The sequence below is a fragment of the Thermus thermophilus genome (assembly GCF_019974155.1).
GTDB lineage: Bacteria > Deinococcota > Deinococci > Deinococcales > Thermaceae > Thermus > Thermus thermophilus_C.
Map to the genome: position 1 here is coordinate 1,520,011 of NZ_AP025158.1, position 19,664 is coordinate 1,539,674.

The 19,664-nt window shown below is 70.1% G+C and carries 19 protein-coding genes; 9 read left to right on the forward strand and 10 right to left on the reverse strand.

What is annotated here, in order from left to right; all coding sequences use genetic code 11:
- Positions 1 to 6: 6 nt before the first annotated feature.
- Together TthTMY_RS08165 and TthTMY_RS08170 are read left to right on the forward strand one after the other, a co-directional pair.
- Complete coding sequence (locus tag TthTMY_RS08165; RefSeq protein ID WP_223903168.1) at positions 7 to 1,860, forward strand: AMP-binding protein; 1,854 nt, start codon at positions 7 to 9, stop codon at positions 1,858 to 1,860.
- A gap of 1 nt (position 1,861) precedes the next feature.
- The gene (locus TthTMY_RS08170) at positions 1,862 to 2,929 is read left to right on the forward strand and encodes a branched-chain amino acid ABC transporter permease (RefSeq protein WP_096410911.1); all 1,068 of its coding nucleotides are present in this window, start codon (positions 1,862 to 1,864) and stop codon (positions 2,927 to 2,929) included.
- A gap of 97 nt (positions 2,930 to 3,026) precedes the next feature.
- Here TthTMY_RS08170 and TthTMY_RS08175 read toward each other — a convergent pair whose 3' ends face one another.
- Complete coding sequence (locus TthTMY_RS08175; protein WP_223903169.1) at positions 3,027 to 4,613, reverse strand: IS200/IS605 family accessory protein TnpB-related protein; 1,587 nt, start codon at positions 4,611 to 4,613, stop codon at positions 3,027 to 3,029.
- 114 nt (positions 4,614 to 4,727) lie between these two features.
- On the reverse strand, positions 4,728 to 5,168 hold the full coding sequence (locus TthTMY_RS08180) for a hypothetical protein (protein ID WP_223903170.1): 441 nt from the start codon (positions 5,166 to 5,168) through the stop codon (positions 4,728 to 4,730).
- Between the two features lie 49 nt (positions 5,169 to 5,217).
- On the opposite strand from TthTMY_RS08180, the gene TthTMY_RS08185 reads away from it, so the two are divergent.
- Entirely contained in the window at positions 5,218 to 5,808 is a 591-nt protein-coding gene (locus TthTMY_RS08185) for a TIGR01440 family protein (RefSeq protein ID WP_096410912.1), read from the forward strand.
- On the opposite strand, the gene TthTMY_RS08190 is transcribed toward TthTMY_RS08185, so the two are convergent.
- Positions 5,771 to 6,829: a pyridoxal-phosphate-dependent aminotransferase family protein gene (locus TthTMY_RS08190; RefSeq protein WP_096410913.1), complete on the reverse strand. Its 1,059-nt coding sequence runs from the start codon at positions 6,827 to 6,829 to the stop codon at positions 5,771 to 5,773. The genes TthTMY_RS08185 and TthTMY_RS08190 overlap by 38 nt on opposite strands.
- A 47-nt stretch (positions 6,830 to 6,876) precedes the next feature.
- Here TthTMY_RS08190 and TthTMY_RS08195 point away from each other — a divergent pair, with 47 nt between their 5' ends.
- The 5 genes from TthTMY_RS08195 to csaB all read left to right on the forward strand — a co-directional run bounded on the left by TthTMY_RS08195 (position 6,877) and on the right by csaB (position 12,270).
- The gene (locus TthTMY_RS08195; protein ID WP_096410914.1) at positions 6,877 to 7,719 is read left to right on the forward strand and encodes a hypothetical protein; all 843 of its coding nucleotides are present in this window, start codon (positions 6,877 to 6,879) and stop codon (positions 7,717 to 7,719) included.
- A gap of 64 nt (positions 7,720 to 7,783) precedes the next feature.
- A complete protein-coding gene (locus TthTMY_RS08200) occupies positions 7,784 to 8,914 on the forward strand; it encodes an ABC transporter ATP-binding protein (protein WP_223903171.1) in 1,131 nt (376 codons plus the stop codon).
- A 49-nt stretch (positions 8,915 to 8,963) separates the two neighbouring features.
- Complete coding sequence (gene udk / locus TthTMY_RS08205; RefSeq protein ID WP_096410915.1) at positions 8,964 to 9,599, forward strand: uridine kinase; 636 nt, start codon at positions 8,964 to 8,966, stop codon at positions 9,597 to 9,599.
- Positions 9,596 to 11,296 (forward strand): DUF5693 family protein, encoded by a 1,701-nt coding sequence (locus tag TthTMY_RS08210; RefSeq protein ID WP_096410916.1) that lies wholly within the window; start codon positions 9,596 to 9,598, stop codon positions 11,294 to 11,296. The genes udk and TthTMY_RS08210 overlap by 4 nt, the downstream gene beginning before the upstream one ends.
- Entirely contained in the window at positions 11,281 to 12,270 is a 990-nt protein-coding gene (csaB, locus tag TthTMY_RS08215) for a polysaccharide pyruvyl transferase CsaB (protein WP_223903172.1), read from the forward strand. Before TthTMY_RS08210 ends, csaB begins: the two co-directional genes overlap by 16 nt.
- Here the strand turns inward: csaB and TthTMY_RS08220 are convergent.
- The 4 genes from TthTMY_RS08220 to miaA are packed head-to-tail and all read right to left on the reverse strand — an operon-like array spanning position 12,248 to position 16,378.
- On the reverse strand, positions 12,248 to 13,300 hold the full coding sequence (locus TthTMY_RS08220; protein ID WP_223903173.1) for a hypothetical protein: 1,053 nt from the start codon (positions 13,298 to 13,300) through the stop codon (positions 12,248 to 12,250). The two genes, csaB and TthTMY_RS08220, sit on opposite strands and share 23 nt — an antisense overlap.
- A gap of 1 nt (position 13,301) precedes the next feature.
- Positions 13,302 to 14,045 carry a PolC-type DNA polymerase III gene (locus TthTMY_RS08225; protein ID WP_096410917.1) on the reverse strand — a complete coding sequence of 248 codons (744 nt, stop codon included), beginning with the start codon at positions 14,043 to 14,045 and terminating at the stop codon, positions 13,302 to 13,304.
- A gap of 1 nt (position 14,046) precedes the next feature.
- Positions 14,047 to 15,462 (reverse strand): Asp-tRNA(Asn)/Glu-tRNA(Gln) amidotransferase subunit GatA, encoded by a 1,416-nt coding sequence (gene gatA, locus TthTMY_RS08230; RefSeq protein ID WP_223903174.1) that lies wholly within the window; start codon positions 15,460 to 15,462, stop codon positions 14,047 to 14,049.
- 7 nt (positions 15,463 to 15,469) lie between these two features.
- Complete coding sequence (gene miaA / locus TthTMY_RS08235) at positions 15,470 to 16,378, reverse strand: tRNA (adenosine(37)-N6)-dimethylallyltransferase MiaA (RefSeq protein WP_223903175.1); 909 nt, start codon at positions 16,376 to 16,378, stop codon at positions 15,470 to 15,472.
- 18 nt (positions 16,379 to 16,396) lie between these two features.
- Here miaA and TthTMY_RS08240 point away from each other — a divergent pair, with 18 nt between their 5' ends.
- The gene (locus TthTMY_RS08240; RefSeq protein ID WP_008631910.1) at positions 16,397 to 16,807 is read left to right on the forward strand and encodes an Hsp20/alpha crystallin family protein; all 411 of its coding nucleotides are present in this window, start codon (positions 16,397 to 16,399) and stop codon (positions 16,805 to 16,807) included.
- Here TthTMY_RS08240 and TthTMY_RS08245 read toward each other — a convergent pair.
- The 3 genes from TthTMY_RS08245 to tdh form a co-directional block, all read right to left on the reverse strand.
- The gene (locus tag TthTMY_RS08245; RefSeq protein WP_223903176.1) at positions 16,793 to 17,854 is read right to left on the reverse strand and encodes a PQQ-dependent sugar dehydrogenase; all 1,062 of its coding nucleotides are present in this window, start codon (positions 17,852 to 17,854) and stop codon (positions 16,793 to 16,795) included. The two genes, TthTMY_RS08240 and TthTMY_RS08245, sit on opposite strands and share 15 nt — an antisense overlap.
- 78 nt (positions 17,855 to 17,932) lie before the next feature.
- Positions 17,933 to 18,505 (reverse strand): hypothetical protein, encoded by a 573-nt coding sequence (locus TthTMY_RS08250; RefSeq protein WP_223903177.1) that lies wholly within the window; start codon positions 18,503 to 18,505, stop codon positions 17,933 to 17,935.
- A gap of 119 nt (positions 18,506 to 18,624) precedes the next feature.
- Entirely contained in the window at positions 18,625 to 19,656 is a 1,032-nt protein-coding gene (gene tdh, locus TthTMY_RS08255; RefSeq protein WP_096410919.1) for an L-threonine 3-dehydrogenase, read from the reverse strand.
- Positions 19,657 to 19,664 lie beyond the last annotated feature (8 nt).

The window sequence follows — 19,664 nt, forward strand, 5'->3', positions numbered from 1 at the left end:
AGGCGTATGCAGGGGACCCTCTTGGAACACCTCGTGAGGCACGCCAAGGAGCGCCCCGAGGCCCCGGCCCTAAGGGTGAAGCGGCTTGGCGTCTGGCAGAAGACCTCCTGGCGGGGGCTTCTGGACCGGGTCCTAAGCCTCGCCGGGGGGCTTTCCGCCCTGGGCCTTAAGGAGGGCGAGGTCCTCGCCATCCTCGGCCACAACGCCCCCGAGTGGGTGGAGGCGGAGCTCGCCGCCCAGGTCCTGGGGGCCCTCCCCATGGGCATCTACGCCGACGCCATGCCCGAGGAGGTGGGCTACTTCCTGGAGTTCACCGGGGCGAGGGGCATCGTGGTCTCCGACGAGGAGCAGCTGGACAAGGTCTACCCCCACCTCCACCTGGTGGACTTCGTCCTGGTGTGGGAGGAGGCGGGGATGAGCCGGCACTTCCGGGGGAAGGTCAGGCGCTTTAGCCAGGCCTTGGGCGACCCCAGGGTGGGGGAGGAGGCCCTAAGGAGGCGGCGCCCCGAGGAGACCGCCCTCCTCGCCCCCACCTCCGGCACCACGGGGCGGAGCAAGCTCGCCATGCTCTCCCACCAAAACCTCCTCGCCGGGCACGAGGCGTTGGGCAAGGCCCTGGGCTTCCAAAGGGGAGCCTGGGTCTTCAGCTACCTCCCCCTTCCCTGGATCGGGGAGCAGATGCTCACCGTGGTGCAGAGCCTGGTGGAGGGCTCCACCGTCCACTTCCCCGAGGACCCCACCACCCTCAGGGAGGACCTCAAGGAGGTCCAGCCCGACTTCTTCCTGGCCCCGCCCAGGCTTTGGGAGGAGATGGCGAGCCTCATCCAAAGCCGCATGGCGGACGCCGACCCCATCAAGGCCTTCTTCTACCGGGCCGGGATGGGGGCCCTTTTGGAGGGGGCGAACCGGGAGTTCCGGGGGGAAAGGGTGGGGGTCTGGCTCAACCTCAAGCGGGCCCTCTTCTACCCCCTCATCGCCAGGCCCCTTAGGGCGAGGCTCGGGCTTGCCGCCTGCCGCATCGCCGTCACCGGCGGGGCGCCCTTGGGGCCTGAGGTCTTCACCTTCTTCCGCGCCCTGGGCCTGGACATCCGCCAGGTCTACGGCCAATCCGAGACCGCCGCCGCCACCACCGCCCACGCCACCGGGGACGCCCCCCCGGAGACCGTGGGCCCCCCGCTTCCGGGCACGGAGGTGCGCATCGGCGAGGAAGGGGAGATCCAGGTGCGGGGCCCCCAGGTCTTCCAGGGCTACTTCAAGGGGGAAAAGGCCACCCGGGAGAGCTTCACCGAGGACGGCTTCTTCCGCACGGGGGACGCGGGCTTCTTTGACGAGCGGGGGCACCTGGTGATCCTCGGGCGGGTGAAGGAGGTGGGGGCTTTGGCGGACGGCACCCGCTTCGCCCCCCAGTTCCTGGAAAACCGCCTCAAGTACTCCCCCTACATCCGGGAGGCCGTGGTGCTCGGCCACGGGAGGCCCTTCGTCACCGCCCTCATAGAGCTTGACCCGGAAAACGTCCAGAACTGGGCGAGGAGGCGGGGCATCCCCTTCACCACCTACCTCTCCCTCACGGAGCGCCCCGAGGTCCAGGCCCTGATCGCCGAGGAGATCCGCATGGTGAACCAGACCCTTCCCGAGAAGCTCAGGATCCGGCGCTTCGCCCTTTTGCCCAAGGAGCTCCACCCCGACGACGAGGAGATCACCCGCACCCGGAAGGTGCGCCGCCAGATCGTGGAGGCCCGCTACGGCCCCGTGATCCAGGCCCTCTACGGCGAGGGCGGCCGCGTGAGCCTCTCCCTGCCCATCCGCTACCTCGAGGGGGAAGGGAGGCTGGAGGCCACCCTCGAGGTCCAGGAGGTCTGAGGTGTACGCCCTCTCCAAGCGCCTCACCGACGCCTTCAGCCGCCGGTTTGCCCGGGCGGTGCGGGAGACCTACCGGGAGGACGAGGCCTACGCCAGCACCCCCTTGGGCCGCCTCGCCCTCTACGCCTTCCTCCTCCTGCTCCTCCTCCTTCCCCTCCTCCTCGGCCCCTACCCCATGTACGTGGCCACCCTGGTGGCCATCGGGGCCCTCTCCGCCCTGGGCCTCCACCTCCTGGTGGGGGGCGCGGGGCAGATCTCCTTGGGCCACGCCGCCTTCATGGGGGTGGGGGCCTACGCGGCAAGCCACCTCACGGGCCCCCTCGCCCCCTTAGGGATCCTCCTCGGGGGCGGGATCGCCGCCTCCTTGGGGCTTCTTTTGGGCCTCCCCTCCCTCCGCATCAAGGGGGTCTACCTGGCCATCGCCACCCTGGCCTTCCAGTTCCTGGCGGACTACGCCTTCAAGACCTGGGAGGCGGTCACGGGGGGGATCCGGGGCCGGACCCTCCCTCCCCCTGAGGTCCTGGGCCTCGTCCTGGACACCCCGGAGAGGCTCTGGTACCTGGTCCTCCTCTTCGCCCTCCCCCTCTTCTTCTACGGCAAGCGCCTCCTCATGACCCGCGCCGGGCGGGCCTTCCGGGCGGTGCGGGACAACGACCTCTCCGCCCGGGTGGCCGGGGTGGACCTCACCCGGACCAAGCTCCTGGCCTTCGCCCTCTCCGCCTTCTACGCCGGGGTGGCCGGGGGGCTTCTGGCCCAGCTCTACAAGGCGGTGACCCCGGAGTACTTCCCCCTCTCCGTGAGCATCCAGTACCTGGCCATGGTCATCGTGGGCGGGGCGGGGACGGTTTTGGGAGCGGTCTTGGGGGCCTTCTTCGTCCTCCTCATCCCCGAGGTGCTCAATAGCTTCGTGGGGGCCCTGGGCCCGGAGTACGCCGCCCAGCTCGCCGCCTGGCGCAACGTGGTCTTCGGGGGCCTCATCCTCCTCTTCCTGGTCCTCGAGCCCCTGGGCCTGGTGGGGCTTTGGGGGCGGGTGCGGGACTACTTCCGCACCTGGCCCCTGCCCTACTAGGGGGCGACCAGGGCCTTGGCGTAGGCCTTCTGGAGGAGCTTGCAGGGCCTCTTCACGTCCGCCCAGGCCGTGTGGGTGGATGAGGAGGACCGCCTGGTCAAGTATAGCGCACATTAGCGCACTCCGGCCCTCCACCAGGAGGAGGACCTAAGCTTCCCCTCCACCCCTCCCACGATCCCCCGAAGAGGATGGGCTTGAGGCGAGAAAGGTCCCTCGGCACCTCGCGCCCAAGGAGGGGAAGGAAGAGGCCTGCCCTCAAGACCCTCCAGGGATTGGCGCCAAAGGAGTTCCTTCCCTCGGTTGACCCCTCTTGGCTCCCCGGTGAGCCCTGAAGGCTTGAAAGCAAGGAGAGGTGGCGCTTCGCCCTCCCGATCTCCCGGGAAAGCCTGCGCCTCAGGTAGGGGTTGCGCTCCTGCGCTCTTTTGGCCCGGAGTTCCTGCACCCTGGAGGCGTAGAAGCCCTGGACGTGGCCCCTGAAGCTTTCGTCCCGGAGAAGCCTCTCGTACCCCCTGGGAAGCTTCTCCCTGAACCCCAAGGCCCTCCTCCCGATGACGTAAGCGGCGGCCACGTCCTTGGAGAGGGAGAGCTGGGGGGCGTACTTCAGCATCCCGATGGTGGAGGTGTCCCGCGGGTTCACCTCCACCACCTGGACCCCTCTCTTCCGGGCCAAGGAGTGGACCTTCCGGAGAAGGGAAGCGTAGGCGAAGCGGTGGGCCTTCCTCCTGAAGACCCTCCCCGAACCGTCTCCTCTCCTCCCCTTGGGGAGGTATTTGAGCCTCTCGGTGGCGATGGCGGTCCCATACTGCTCCGCCAGGGAGACGACCTGGTGGGCGATCTTCCAGAGGAGGAGTTCCCTCGCCCCCCTGTTCGGAGCGCGGTCCACCTCCTCCAGGGAGAGGGTGAGGTGCCTCCTGAGGTTTCCATCAGGGCTCACCACCGCCAGGGCCAGGTGGTAGGGGTCCGAGTTCACGTCCAGGGCGAGGACGCCGTTTTCCTTCGTGGCCGCGAGAGGAACGGGCTCCTCCTCCCAGGTGAAGTGGGCGTAGACCTTCCCCTCCCGCAAGGAGAGGGCCACGTTGTAGGGGAGGGAGGCGTAGACCCTCCCCACCAGGGCGCTCAGGTTGGGGTGCTTAGTCCTCACCAAGGCCTGAGCGTAGTTCCCGTCTCCAAGGTTGATCCGGAGTAGCAGAACTCCGTCCTTGACGAAGAGCCTCAGGTTGAGGTTGCCCCCCTTGGTCCTGTCCCCTCGGGAGTAGAGGAGGCCTTGCCTCCTTTCCCTCCAGTCCCGCTTGAGCCTCTTCAGGGGTTTACCCGAGAGGTGTCTGCGCTTGAGCTGTTGGAAGAGCTTTCTCCCCCCGAAGACCACCTTCCGGGGGTCTTCTCCTCTCTCCCTGGCGGAGTCCAGGACGGCCTGGGCCTTCAGGATCGCGTCGTCGGCGTAGCGGGTGTTGAGGCGGAAGGAGGTGCAGAGGAAACCGTCTGCCCGTTTGAGCTCCTCCCTGGTCTGACCTTCCAGGAGGCGGTTGTAGGCGTAGCGCACCCCAGCGGAGAAGCGGCGCATGAGGTCCAGGGTGGCCTTGCGGTCTTCTTCAGAGGGGAAGACGAGAAGAGCATGGACTCCGGTGAAGGCCTTCGCCTTCTCCTTTGAGGTACGCTCCCGCGTGGCTTTGGGCTTGGCCTTCACCTGGGGCCTCCTGGGAGGGAGTATACCCGTCTGTGGGCTTTACATTGGGGGAGTTCGCTAGGGTGAGGTGCCGCAAAGCGGGAGCGTTTGAGCGTCAGGGTGAAGTAGGGTGCGTTATTTTTCAACTGTTTGCACCTCCACCTGCCTGGGGTAGCGGAGGACACAGGTGTGCTCCTCGGGGCCTGCCGAGGCGTAGAGGTCCCCGGGGTGCCACACCCGGGCCGTGGCCTCGTCCCCTGGGTAAGGCCCCCCCTGCCCCGCCGGGTACCAGCCCCAAAGCCGCAGGAGCCTCTCCTCCCGCATCCCCTTGGGGAGGAGGACCTCGGTGCGCAGGGGGTAGGCCGGAAGCTGGGCCAGCTCCAAGGCCGAGAGGCGGAGCCCCAGGTGCCCCCCGCAGGCGTCCGGGGACGGGGCGAAGCTTTGCCCGGCCACCTCCTCGTGGACGAAGTCGTAGGCCAGGGCCTCCCCCTGGGGCCCGGCGTGCGGTCCACCCAGGAGAGGCCCGCAGGCTCCAGGAGCCACCTGCAGAGGTACTCCAGCGTAGACGGAGCCCACCGTCTCTTTGGAAAGGGGGCCAGGGCGCCTTTCGGGCTACCATGGAGGCATGGAGGGCATTCGGCGCACGGCGCAGCGGGCTGTGGAAGAGTTCCTCCAGGCCTTCCCCATGGCGCCCGGGAGCCTCTTCGTCCTCGGGGGCTCCACCAGCGAGGTCCTGGGGGAGAGGGTGGGGACGAGGCCGAGCCTCGAGGCCGCCCACGCCCTCCTGGAAGGCCTCCTCCCGCCCCTCCTGGAAAGGGGGGTCCACGTGGCCGTCCAGGCCTGCGAGCACCTGAACCGGGCTCTGGTGGTGGAGCGGGAGACCGCCCGGGCCTTTGGCCTGGAGGAGGTCACCGTCTTCCCCCACCCCAAAGCGGGGGGGGCCTTGGCCACGGCGGCCTTCCTCCGCTTTAAAGAGCCGGTGGTGGTGGAGTCCCTAAAGGCCCAAGCCCACGGGGGGATGGACATCGGGGGCGTCCTCATCGGCATGCACCTTCGCCCCGTGGCCGTGCCCCTGAGGCTTTCCGTGCGGAAGATCGGCGAGGCGGTCCTTCTCGCCGCCAAGACGAGGCCCAAGCTCGTGGGCGGGGCCCGCGCGGTCTACACGCGGGAGGAGATGCTCAAGAAGCTGGAAGAATTTCTTCCAAAACCTCCCTGAACATGGCGGCCACCCCCAGGGCCTCGTAGCGGTCGTAGGCCCCCATGAGGGAGAGGCGGAAGACCTTGCCCTTCAAGGGCCCCTGCCCCCCGGCGATGACGGCCCCCCTTCGGGCGAAGGCCTCCTTCACCCGGGCGTAGGGCACCCCTTCCGGCAGGTAGAAGGCGGCCACGGCGGGGCTTCGCCGCTTGGGGACGGGCCTAAGGCCCCCCTCCTCCCCCACCCCGTAGAGGAGGGCGTTCTGCCAGGCCTTGAGGGCGAGGTGGTGGGCAAGGCGGGGAAGGACCTCTTCCAAGACGGCGGCCACCGCGAGGACCAGGTTGATGGCCGGGGTCCAGGCGCTCTCCCCCTCCCTCTGGGCCTTGAGCTCCCGGGCGAGGTCCAGGTAGTAGCCCCTGGGCCTTAGGCGCTCCAGGGCCCTGGGGGAGAGGGCCACGAAGCCGAGGCCTGGGGGGCACATGAGGCCCTTCTGGCTCCCCGAGGCGGCGGCGTCCACGCCCATGGCCTCGAGGGCCACCTCCCCCACGAGGAGGCTTGTCACCATGTCCGCCCCCACGAGCCCCTCGGGGTTCTTCTCCTTGAAGGCCCGGGCCAAGGCGGGAAGGTCGGCGAGGGCCCCGGTGGAGGTCTCCGAGTGGACCAGAAGAAGCCCCGCGTACCCCTCTTTGGCCACGTCCTCGGGGCGGGGGATGTCCCCGTAAGGGTAGTCCAGGCGCTCCACGACAAGCCCCGCCTCCAGGGCGATCTCGTAGAAGCGCTCGGAGAACTTGCCGTAGACCGGCACCAAGACCCTCTCCCCGGGGGCGAAGAGGTTCTTCACCAAAGCCTCCATGGCCAGGGTGCCGCTTCCCGTGAGGATCAAGACCTCCCCCTCGGTGCGGAAGGCCTCCCTTAGGAGCCCCCTCGCCTTCAGGAACACCTCCCGGGCGGCCTCGGTGCGGTGGTGGAGCTGGGGCCGGGCCAGGGCCTCCAAGGCCTTGGGGTGCAGGCGCACGGGTCCTGGGGTGAGGAGCCAGTCCATGGGAGCAGTGTAGCGGAAAGGGGGCCCGGACGGGGTAGCCTAGGCGTGTGCGCTACGCCCTCCGCTTCCGCCCCCTCGCCGGCGGGGAGTACCTCCTCCCCCTGCCCCACACCCTCCCGGGGCAGGAGGTGGAGGAGGTCTCCCTTTCCCACAAGCCCCTCGAGGTCTACGAGGCCCAAGGCAACCTCCTCGCCCGCTTCGCCCTGGAGGAAGGCGAGGCCCTGGAGGCCCGCTTCCGCCTCCGCACCACCCCCTTTCGGGCCAACCCCCCGTGGGGGAAAGCCCTCCTCCGGGAGCCCCCCGAGGCCTGGCCCGGGATCCTGGCCCACCGGGGCCACCGGGTGGAGCGCGCCCTAGGCTTTCTCCTCTCGGGAAGGCCCCACGCCTGGTACCTGGTGGACGGCCTTCCCCTAGACCCCCTCCTCTTCCAGGCCCTCAGGGAAAACCCCGCCCTCCTCCTTCCCCTCGGGGTGGCCCCGGACCCCAGGGGCTACCTGGGCGGGCACGAGGGGAAAAGGCTCCTCCTCCTCAAAACCCCCTGGCCCGGGGAAGAGGAAGCCCTCTGGGGCGAGCTCAAGCCCCTGGGCCTAGACCCCCTACCCCCGGCCCGAGCCCTGGCCTTCCTGAGCCTTGGGGCCTCCGCCCTGGGCCTGGCCACCGGGCCCTGGCCCTACCTCCCTTACCTCGCCCTCCTCGCCCTGAGGCAGGGCCCTGCCCTCAAGGACCTCCTCCGGCAAAGCCCCCGCCACGCCCTGGAAAGCCTCCTCTTCCACGCCTTCGCCCTCTCCGTGACCACGGAGGTCAGGCCCGAGCTTGGCCTCGCCTACCTGGGCCTCCTCTTCTGGAACCGGACCCGCCCCCCGTGGCGGGAAGGCCCCCACCTCGGGTAAAATGCCGGGGAACCCCCGATGGGCCAAAGACGCTCAAAGCGCGGGGTTCGCGTGGAGGTACCGCATGGCCAAGGTCAGGCTGGAGCACGTGTGGAAGCGCTTCGGCAAGGTGGTGGCCGTCAAGGACTTCAACCTGGAGACGGAAGACGGCGAGTTCGTGGTCTTCGTGGGGCCCAGTGGCTGCGGCAAGACCACCACCTTGCGCATGATCGCCGGGCTGGAGGAGGTCTCCGAGGGGAAGATCTTCATCGGCGACCGCCTGGTAAACGACGTCCCCCCCAAGGACCGGGACATCGCCATGGTCTTCCAGAACTACGCCCTCTACCCCCACATGAACGTCTACGAGAACATGGCCTTTGGGCTCCGCCTCCGGCGCTACCCCAAGGACGAGATTGACCGGCGGGTCAAGGAAGCCGCCCGCATCCTCAAGATTGAACACCTCCTCAACCGCAAGCCCCGGGAGCTTTCGGGCGGGCAGCGCCAGCGGGTGGCCATGGGGCGGGCCATCGTGCGGGAGCCCAAGGTCTTCCTCATGGACGAGCCCCTCTCCAACCTGGACGCCAAGCTCCGGGTGGAGATGCGGGCCGAGATCGCCAAGCTGCAAAGGCGCCTTGGGGTCACCACCATCTACGTGACCCACGACCAGGTGGAGGCCATGACCCTGGGGCACCGCATCGTGGTCATGAAGGACGGGGAGATCCAGCAGGTGGACACGCCCTTAAACCTCTACGACTTCCCCGCCAACCGCTTCGTGGCCGGCTTCATCGGCAGCCCCTCCATGAACTTCGTCCGCGCCGGGGTAGAGGTCCAAGGGGAGAAGGTCTACCTCGTGGCCCCCGGCTTCCGCATCCGGGCGAACGCCGTGCTGGGAAGCGCCCTGAGGCCCTACGCCGGAAAAGAGGTGTGGCTTGGCGTCCGGCCCGAGCACCTGGGCCTCAAGGGGTACACCATAATCCCCGAGGAGGAGAACGTCCTCCGGGGGGAGGTGGAGGTGGTGGAGCCCCTGGGGGCGGAGACGGAGATCCACGTGGCGGTGAACGGCACCCTCCTCGTGGCCAAGGTGGACGGCCACGCCCCCGTGAGGCCCGGGGACAAGGTGGAGCTCCTCGCCGACACCCAAAGGCTCCACGCCTTTGACGTGGAAACCGAAAAGACCATCGGCCACGCCCAGGAGCGGGCGGCCGTGGCCCGCTAGGGCCCGAGGGAGGGCGGGGGGGAGGCCCCCGCCCCTTTATCATGGAGGGGTGAGCGCGCCCAAGCCCTTCGTCATCGGGATCGCCGGGGGAACGGCGAGCGGCAAGACCACCCTCGCCCAGGCCCTGGCCCGGACCCTGGGGGAGCGGGTCGCCCTCCTCCCCATGGACCACTACTACAAGGATCTGGGCCACCTCCCCCTGGAGGAGCGCCTCCGGGTAAACTACGACCACCCGGACGCCTTTGACCTCGCCCTCTACCTGGAGCACGCCCAGGCCCTCCTCCGGGGCCTTCCCGTGGAGATGCCCGTCTACGATTTCCGGGCCTACACCCGAAGCTCCAGAAGAACGCCGGTCCGGCCCGCCCCCGTGGTGATCCTGGAAGGGATCCTGGTCCTCTACCCCAAGGAGCTCCGGGACCTCATGGACCTCAAGGTCTTCGTGGACGCCGACGCCGACGAGCGCTTCATCCGCAGGCTCAAGCGGGACGTTCTGGAACGGGGGCGAAGCCTGGAAGGGGTGGTGGCCCAGTACCTGGAGCAGGTCAAGCCCATGCACCTCCACTTCGTGGAGCCCACCAAGCGGTACGCCGACGTGATCGTGCCCAGGGGCGGCCAGAACCCCGTGGCCCTGGAGATGCTCGCGGCCAAGGCCCTCGCCCGCCTGGCCCGGATGGGGGCAGCGTGAGGGCCCTCCTTCACCTCCTCCTCTTCCTCGCCCTCCTCCCCTCCCTCCTCGCCCTCGCCCCGAGGTTCCGCGCCCAGGCCCCGGGGCCCGTGGCCCTGGTCCTGGACGCGGAGGCAGTGCGGGAGGAGGCGCGGGCGCGGGGCGAGGACCTCATGGCGGCCCTCGCCCGCTACCAGGCCCTCGGGGTGAACGGCGTCGCCTTCCCCGAGCGCCTGGTGCGGGACTGGGTAGGGGAAGGGACCCTCCTCTACCGCCAAGGGCGGGAGCTCGTGGAGATGGGGCTTTCCGCGAGGCCTGGCTGGCACTACCTGAAGGGGGACCCGGCCCTTCTCGCCCTCCTAGAGCGGGCCTACGATCTGCCCTCGGAGCGGCTTGGGGAGTGGCTGGGCTTTCCCGTGGACATCCAGGCCCTCCCCGCCTTCTACAACCTGGAAGAACTCCGCCAGGCCAAGGCCATGGGCCTCTACGTGATGGTCCGGCCCCTGAACCACAGGCTTCGCCGCCTCGAGGCGGGCCTGCCCCTGGTCCCGGAGGAGGCGGACGCCGTGGTCTTCCAGGGCCTCGAGGCCCTGGGCTACCCCTACCGCCTCCAGGAGGCCAAGGCCCTTGTCCCCGTCCCCGTGGCCCTCATTGAGGGCACGCCCCAGGCGGGGATAGGGGCCTTCCGGGACAAGGGGATCCTCCGGCTCTTCAGCCTCCGCTACGAGTGGCTCCTCACCCTGAAGCCCGAGGAAGCGGCGGAGAAGTACGGCCTCGCCGCCCGGGAGCGGAGCCACCAGATCCTCTACCTCCGGCCCTACCCCTACCCCGAGGACACCGCCCGCCTCCTCAAGAGGCTCCAGGAAGAGCTCAAGGCGAGCGGCCTCCCCCTGGGGGCGCCGAGCCCAAGGGCGCTCGCCCCAAGCCCCCTGAGGTACGCCGCCTGGGCGGGGGTCTTGGCGGGGCTTGGGCTTTTGGCCCTGGGGCTTCCCGTGTACGGGCCCCTAGTGGCCTTCCTCCTTCTCCTCCTGGCCCTGGGCTACGCGGGAAGCCAGGCGGGGCCCTTGCTCGCCGCCCTGGTCTTCCCCGTCCTCGGCTTCCTGGGCCCGAGGAACGGGCTTTGGATGTGGGCGAGGAGCCTGGGCTACGCCCTTTTGGGCGCGGCCTTCCTCTCCGCCCTGGGCTCCACGGAGGAGGCCATCGCCGGCCTCACCCCCTTCAAGGGGGTCTCCCTCACCCTCCTCGTCCCGCCCCTCCTCGTGGCCTACAGCTTCCTGGAAAAAGACTTTAAGGAGGCCCTCACCCGCCTCTTCCTCCACCCCGTCCGCCTGGGAGAGGTGGCCCTGGGGGGGGTTGCCCTGGGGCTCCTCCTCCTCGCCCTCCTGCGCCGCGGCAACGACGCCCCCATCGTCCCCGAGCTGGAGCTCAAGCTTAGGGCCCTCCTCCAGGACGTCATGGTCCGCCCCCGGTTCAAGGAGGTCTTCGGCCACGCCCTCTTCCCCCTGGCCCTCCTCCTCCCCTGGCCCCGCTGGGTGCAAAACGGCCTCCTCTTCCTCGCCTCCTTGGGCATCGCCTCCATCCTCAACACCTTCAGCCACTACCACACCCCCCTCCCCATCTCCTTTTTCCGGGTGCTGAACGGCGCCCTCCTCGGCCTTTCCCTTGGGCTTCTCGGGGTTATCCTGGTAAGGAGGCTTAGGGCATGGTGGTCGGCGTAGCGGGGTACTACGGGTTCAGGAACGCCGGGGACGAGGCCATCCTCGAGGCCATCGCCCGGGAGCTCAAGGCCCGCGGCCATGAGGTGGTGGCCCTCTCCGGCGACCCCAAGGGCACCCGGGAGGAGCACGGGGTGGCGGCCTTCCACCGCCTGAACCCCCTGGCCCTCCTCCGGGCGGACCTCTGGCTCCTTGGAGGAGGAGGGCTTCTGCAGGACGCCACCAGCGCCTTAAGCCTCACCTACTACCTTTCCGTGCTCCGCCTCGCCCGCCTCTTCCGCAAGCGGGTCGTGGTCTTCAACCAGTCCTTGGGGCCCCTCTCCCCTTGGGGGGAGAGGCGGGTGCAAAGGGCCCTCCAGGGCGTGCCGGTGATCCTCAGGGACCAGGACTCCCTGGAGTACGCGCGGCGCCTGGGGATCCCCGCCGCCCTCGGGGCCGACCCCGCCCTCCTCCTCACCCCGCCCCCCGTGCCGCGGGAGGAGGACCTCGTCCTCGTCATCCCCCGGGCGGGGGTGCAGGAGGAGGCCCTCACCACCCTCTACGTGGCCGCCAACCACCTGGTCCACGAGGGCAAGCAGGTCCTCGTCCTCCTCCTCCAGCCCGGCTACGACGACGAGGTGGCCAAGACCTTCTACCTCCACCGCATAGAGCGCACCTCCGACCCCCGCCGGGTCCTCTACCTCGCGGCCCAGGCGGGGTACGTGATCTCCATGCGCCTCCACGGCCTCATCCTGGCGGCGGCCGCGGGCACCCCCTTCGCCGCCCTCTCCTACGACCCCAAGGTGGCCGCCTTCGCCAAGGAGACCGGGGCCTACTACCAGGAGCTCCCCGGGGAGCCCATCAAGCTCTACAAGGCCGCCCTTTACGGCCGCTTCCCCGACTGGGAGAAGGTGGCCCGGCTGAAGGAGCGGGCGCGGCAGAGCTTTGACCTGGCCTTGGGGGAGGGCGTCCCCATCAAAGGCTCCGGGCGCGGCTGAGGCGGCCCGCAAGCCCCTCGGCGAAGGCCCTGAGGTCCTCCAGGGCCTCCTCCACGCTTTGGCGGAGCAAGAACTCCCCGGGGGAGAGGCGCTTGAGGAGGAGGAAGGGGGGCTGGGCGAGGACCTCCACCCCCTGGCGGACCACCTCGGGGACGAGGCCCTCCTCCAGGGCCTCCGCCTCGAGGTCCGCGAGGAGGAAGACCTCCCCGAGGGGCTTGCGGGCGAGGAGGAGGAGGAGGGCGGCGAAGGCCCCACGCTCGGAAAGCTCCGCCGCCAGCCGGTCCTCGAGGGCCTCCACCGCCTCGAGGTCCACCCGCCCCTCCTTGAGGAGGTCCTCCAGGTCCCAGGGGGTAAGGGGGAACCGCCCCTTGAGGCGGGCGAGGCGGGTCAGGGCCTCGGGGGAGACGAAGCCCACGCCCTCCGGGACCCGGTCCCGCTGGGACTCCGGGGCGAGGAGGGCGGTGTAGGCCCCCTGGAGGCGGTAGGGCTTCAAGCGCTCCACCTCCCCCTCGCCCAGGCGGAGGAGGACGAGGGTGAGCCGGCGCCTCCCGGAAAAGGCCCGGTAGACCCAAGGCGGCCCCTCCTCCAGCTGGAAGCCGAGCCGCCGGAGGTCCTCCGTGGCCCCCGGGGGCTCCAAGGGCTGGTGGGGAAAGAGCACCTCCTTGGGGTAGGGGGTAACCCGGACCCGGCGTTTCTGGGGCTCAGGAGGAAGGGAGGCCTCCTCCGGCCTGGCCTCCCGCTCCCGGGCCGGGGGCCTTTGGCCCGGCCTGGGGGCCGCTTTAAGCTCCACCTCCTCCCCCCGGAAGAGGAGGAGGACGGTCTCGTTGGCCGAGAGGCGGCGCTTCTGGTAGTAGGGGCCGAGGCCCCTGAGGACCCCGGCCTTCCAGTCCACCTCCACCGTGTAGGCCTCCCCGTCCTCGTCCACGAAGCGGACCTGCTCCCGCCCGAGGAGGCGCTGGCGGAGGGATGCGGTCAAGGCCATGGTACCGGTCTGGATACAGGCGCTGGTGAGCACATACCGTGCGGTCATGTTACCTCCCAAGCTCCCAAAGCGCGCGGGGACGGCCGGACGTAAGCACATAGTACACCTCGTGCACCACGGCGAGGGTGCGCTCCACGTCCTCGAGGGCCCGGTGGCAGGTCCTTTGGGGAAGCTCCAGGACCTCGGAGAGGGCGTCCAGGCCGTAGCGCCTAAGCCCTGGGAAGCCCCGCCTGGCCAGGCGCAGGGAGTCCACCACGGGGTTTTCCAAGCGGTAGCCCAGGCCCTCCAGGGCCGGGCGGAGGAAACCCAGGTCAAAGGCGGCGTTGTGGATCACCAAGGTGGCCTCGGCGAGGAGAGGATAGGCCTTCTCCAGGACCTCTTCCAGGGAGGGGGCCTCCTCCAGGGCCTCCCGGGGGATGCCGGTGAGGCGCTCCACGAAGGGGCTCGGCGGGCGGGAGGGGCGGACGAGGCTCTGGAAGGGGAGGCGCCTCCCCCCCTCCAGGCGGAGGAGGCCCACCTCAATCACCTCGTCCAGGCCCGGGGCGAGCCCCGTGGTCTCCAGGTCCAGGACCACCACCGCCTCCCCTTCCAGGGGAAAGGGGTAGCGCCACTCCCAAAGCCCCACCGCCTCCTCCAGGAGGAACCTCCCGTCCAGAAGGGGCCGCACCACCCGCTCCACGGGGCCGCGAAGCCCTAAGGCCTCCCCCAGGGCGGGGAGGGGAAGGGGGCGCCCGGCCTCCCTGAGCCTGCGGGCGAGCCGGGTGGCGAGGCGGAAGCGAAAGGCGGGGTCCATCCTAGAAGGCCTCCCCTAAAGGAGTGCGGAGGAAGGCGCGGTCCGTGGCCTCCTCAAAGGCGAGGGCCGCCCGAAGAAGCCTCTCGTCCTCCCCCCAGGGGGCGAGGAGCTGGAGGCCCACGGGCAGGTGCCCCTCAAACCCCGCGGGGAAGGAGAGGGCGGGAAGCCCCGTGAGGTTCGCCCCCACGGTGTAGAGGTCCTCCCGGTACATGGCGAGGGGGTCGCGCCGGGCCCCGAAGGGGAAGGCGGGGTGGGGGGTGGTGGGGAGGAGGAGGAGGTCCACCTCCTGGAAGAGGGCCCGGGCCTCGGCCCTAAGGCGGCGGCGGAAGGCCTGGGCGCGGCCGTAGTAGGCCTCGTAGTAGCCGCTGGAGAGGACGAAGGTGCCCACGAGGACGCGCCTTTTCACCTCGAGGCCGAAGCGGGCCCGGGTGGCCTCCATCATCCCCTCCACCTCTTCCCCCTCCGCCCGCCGCCCGTAGAGGGTGCCGTCGTAGCGGGCCAGGTTGGAGCTCGCCTCCGCCGGGGCGAGGATGTAGTAGGCGGCGAGGGCCTGGGGGAGGGAGGGCCAGGAGACCTCCCGCAGGGAAAGGCCAAGCCCCCGGAAGACCTCAAGGGCCTCCTCCAGGGCCCTTTCCACCCCGGGGCTATTCCCCACAAGGGCCTCCCGCACCACCCCGAGGCGCAAGGGGGGAAGGGGCCCCTCCAGGGCCTCCTGGAAGCGGGGGGGGAGGTCCAGGCTCGTGGCGTCCAGGGGATCGGGCCCGGCCACGGCGTCCATGAGGAGGGCGAGGTCCCGCACGGAGCGGGCCATGGGGCCGATCTGGTCCAGGCTCGAGGCGTAGGCGATGAGGCCGAAGCGGCTCACCCGGCCGTAGGTGGGCTTGAGGCCGTAGACGCCGCAGAAGGCGGCGGGCTGCCGGACGCTTCCCCCCGTGTCCGAGCCCAGGGCGAGGGGGGCGAGGTCGGCGGCCAAGGCGGCGGCGCTTCCCCCACTGGAGCCCCCGGGGACCCTATGGGGGTCAAAGGGGTTCTTGGTGGGGAAGAAGGCGGAGTGCTCCGTGGAGGAGCCCATGCCGAACTCGTCCAGGTTGGTCTTGCCCAGGACCAGGGCGCCCAGGGCCCTAAGCCTCGCCACCGCCGTGGCCTCGTAGGGGGGCACGAAGTTCTCCAGAAGGCGGCTTCCCGCCGTGGTGCGGAGGCCCCGGGTGGCGATGTTGTCCTTCACCGCCACCACGAGGCCCGCCAGGGGAAGCCGGGGGTCCACCCCTTCCGCCTCCTCCAGAAGCCTTTCGTTCAGGGAGAGGAAGGCGCCGAGGCCCGGGTCCAGCTCCTGGACCCGCTTCAGGTAGGCCTGGGCCACCTCCAGGGGGGAAACCTCCCCCCGGGCCACGCGGGCGCGGATCTCGTGGGCCAACATGCCCCCACTATAGCCCGAAGTGGAGGCGAAGCCAGTCCCGGAAGCCCCTGTACGCCTCCTCGCCCCCCCGGGGCAGGTAGACCACGTCCCCGGGCTCGTGGCGGAACCAGGTGTACTGCCTTTTGGCGTAGGCCTTCACCGCCCGGATGTCCCGCTCTAGGGCCTCCTCCAGGCCGTAGGCCCCCAGGAGGTGGCCCGCCACCTCCTTGTAGCCGATGGCCTGGAGGGCGGTGGGCATCCTGGGGTAGCGGGCAAGGAGCCCCCGCACCTCCTCCACGAGCCCCCGGGCGAACTGGGCCCTGGCCCGTTCCTCCAGCCTCGGGAAAAGCCAGGCCCGGTCGGGCCAGAGGACGAGCTTCCTGTAGCGGAAGCGGGGGGGCCTCTTGGGAAACCGGGCCGGGGGGGTGCCCGTGCGCCTCAGGACCTCCAGGGCCCGGACGAGCCTCCTGGGGTTTCTCCCCACGCGGCGGGCGTCCTCGGGGCTTGCCTGGGCGAGCTCGGCGAGGAGGGCCTCAAGGCCCCGTTCCTCAAGCTCCGCCCACAGGGCCTCCTGGACCCCGGGGTCCGGCGGGGGAAGGTCGTGAAGCCCCTCGGAAAGGGCGCGGATGTAGTAGCCCGTCCCCCCCACCACCAGGGGGAGCTTTCCCCGGGAGAGGACCTGGGCGATGGCCTCCTCGGCCAGGGCGAGGAAGCGGGCCACGCTCATGGCCTCATGGGGCTCGAGGACGTCCACCAGGTGGTGGGGCACCCGCGCCCGCTCCTCGGGCGTGGGCTTGTCCGTCCCGATGTCCAGACCCCGGTAGACCATGGTGGCGTCGGCGGAGACCACCTCCACGGGGACCTCCTCCCCCAGGCGGAGGGCCAGGAGGGTCTTGCCGCTTCCCGTGGGGCCCGCGAGGACGGGGATCGCCTCCACGTCCCTTATGCTAAGGGCATGCTGGAGCGCCGCGACCGCTTGGAAACCCTGAGAAAGTTGAAGGAACTACAGGAGCGCATCGCCGAACTCGCCTACCTCCTCACCGGGGAGGAGCCCGCCGCCTGGACCCCCAGGGTGGACCTTCTGGAAACCGAGGAGCACTACGTCCTCCTCGTGGACCTCCCCGGGGTGCGCCCCGAGGACCTGGAGCTTCTGGAGGAGGGGCAGCGGGTGACCCTGGCCGGGGTGCGCCACCCCCTGCCCGGCACCTACCTCCTGGAGGAGAGGCCCATGGGCACCTTCCGCCGCACCCTGGACCTCCCCGGGCCCATTGAGGAGGGGACGGCCCAGGCCACCTTGCGGAACGGGGTCTTGGAGGTCCGCTTCCGCAAGAAGCCGGCCACGGCCCTCCCCCTAAAGGAGGCGTAGCACCCGGTCGTCCCCCGGGCGCACCTGGCCCCTTCCGTCCCGGTTGGAGGTGGTGACGTAAAGGGCCCCATCGGGGCCCACCTGGACCTCCCTCAGGCGGCCGAAGCCGGAAAGGGCGGTCTCCACCCGCGAAACCCGCCAGCGGCCCTTCTCCCCCTCGAGGACGAGCCTCAAAAGGGCCTGCCCCCGGAGGCCCGCCACGTAGAGGTCCCCCCGGAAGAAGGCGAGGTTCCCCGGGGGGAAGCCCTGGGGCCAGACGTAAAGGGGGTCCCGGTACCGGGGGTCGTTCCCCCTCCCCACCACCCTGGGCCAGCCGTAGTTCCCCCCGGGGACGATCAGGTTCACCTCGTCGTGGCCAAAGCCCTCTTCCCCGCTTGGCCCGTGCTCGCTAGAAAAAAGCTCCCCGGTCCTTGGGTGCCAGGCAAGGCCCTGGGGGTTGCGGTGGCCGAGGCTATACACCTCGGGCCTCGCCCCCCTTCGCCCCAGGAAGGGGTTTCCCGGGGCGGGCTCCCCTTCCGGGGTGAGGCGGAGGACCTTCCCCCCCAAGGAGGCGAGGTCCTGGGCCATCTCCCGCTCGTAGACCTCCCCCGTGGCGACGTAAAGCATCCCGTCCGGGCCGAAGGCGATCCGGCCTCCCGAGTGGAGGCCGTGGGGCCGGGCGGGGATCCCGTCCAGGACCACCCGGTCCAAGACCCCCCTTTCCCCCAGGTGCCTCAGGCGCACCACCTGGTTCCTAAGCCCTCCCTCCTCCACGGTGCGGTAGGCGTAGACGTAGGGCTCCCGGGGAAACCCCGGGTGGAGGGCGAGGCCCAAAAGCCCGGACTCCCCCCGGTGGTAGACGGGAAGCTCGGCGTAGGTGGAAAGCCTCCCCTCCTTAAAGAGCCTGATCCTCCCGGGCCTCTCCGCGATGAGCATCCCCCCGCCGGGCAGAAAGGCCAGGGCCCAGGGGACCTCGAGGCCCCCCACCACCTCCTCCGCCCTTAGGCCCTGGGCCCGGGAAAGCCCCAGGCCCAAAAGCCCCAAAAGAAACCGCCTACGGCTCAGCATGACCCCTCCTTGAGGAAGAGGCTACCCCAAGGCCAGGCCCCGCCCCAAGGGCGGGGCCCACGTTCCCAAAGAAGGCTCCTAGGGGCGCACCGTCCCGGAAAGCCGGAGGAGGAAGCGCTCCGTCTGGTAGCGCACCGTGGCCCCCTGGGCGCTGGTGGCGTCCCCGGAGATCCTGGCCCCCACGTAGAAGGTCCCGCTCTGCAAGGCCTGGACCTGGGCCGCCGTGGCCTGGGCCTGCCCCTCCACGCACACCGGCCCCGTGGAGAGGGCCGAGACCTCCTTGGTGCCCTCGGCGAGCTTGTTGGCGTCCTGGAAGAGCGTCTCCTCCTCCCCGCCGAGGTAGGCGGTGTAGCTCAAGCTCCCTTGGAAACTCGCCCCCGGGGTCTCCGAAGTGAAGCACACCTTGTAGTCCAGGGTGGCCCCCGTGAGGTTCACCCGGGGGTCGGGGGTGTAGCGGATCTCCACGGGGCCCACCGTCTTGGGGTTGGGGTTGATCCCCCCCTGCCCCACCGTGAAGGTGCCCGAGAGGTCGTCGTGGTCCAGGACGTTGACCGGGTAGTTGAAGGGGAAGCTGCAGGCGGCAAGCCCCAAAAGAAGCCCTGCCCAAAGCCAGCCCCTAACGAGAAGCCCATACCTCTTGCCCTGACGCATACCGCCTCCTTTCCGGGACCCCTGGGGTCCCTACTCCCATCCTCCTCAGGGGGGCTTACAAAAACCTTAACGGGGGAGGGGGGCCACGCCCCCTCTCCCCTGACCAGAAAAAGGCGGCCTCAGGCCCTAGGGTCCAGGATCACCTTCACCGCCTGGCCCGAGGCCAGGAGGCCGAAGGCCTCCCGGTAGCGGCTAAAGGGTAGGCGGTGGGTGAGGAGGGGCGTAAGGTCCACCCTCCCCGAGTAGACCAAGGCGGTGCCCTGCATCCAGGTCTGCCAAAGCCTCCGCCCGGCGATGCCGAAGGCGGTGATCCCCCGCATGACGAGCTCCCCGGCGAGGTCAAAGCGGATGGGGTCGGAAGGGATCCCCAAAATCCTCGCCTCCCCCCCGGGGATGAGGGCCATGAGGCCCTGGTGGATGGCGGCCTCGTTCCCGGAAAACTCCAAAAGCACCTCCACCCCCCTTCCCGTCACCCGGCGCACCACCTCCAGGAGGTCCTCCTCCAAGGGGTTCACCAGCCGGTCGGCGTAGGGCCTGGCGAAGGCGAGGCGGTAGGGGTTCGGGTCGGAGACGAGGATGGGCCCCGCCCCGCTTGCCCGGGCCACCATGGCCGCCATGAGGCCGATGGGCCCCGCCCCCGTGATGAGGACGCTCTTCCCCGAGACCCCGCTTCCCGCGTAGACGGTGTGCACGGCGTTGCCGAAGGGCTCCAGGATAGCCGCCACCTCAAAGGGGAGGTCCTTAGGGTTCACCCAGGCGTTCTCCGCAGGCACCACCACGTACTCGGCGAAGCCGCCGTCCCGGTCCACGCCGAGGATCTGGGTGTTGAGGCAGACGTGGTAGTTCCCCGTGCGGCAGGCGGGGCAGGCGTGGCAGACGATGTGGCTTTCCAGGCTCACGTGGTCCCCCACCTGGGGGCGCTTCACCCCGGGGCCCACGGCCTCCACCACCCCGCTGAACTCGTGCCCGGTGACGAGGGGGGGCCTGATCCTCCCCCGGACCCAGGCATCCCACTTCCAGATGTGGAGGTCGGTGCCGCAGATGCTCGCCGCCTCCACCCGCACCAGGATCTCCCCCGGGCCCGGCTCGGGCACGGGGCGGTCCACCAGGGTTAGGCCCTCCTCGGGGGCCAGCTTGGCCAAGGCGCGCATACCGGGGC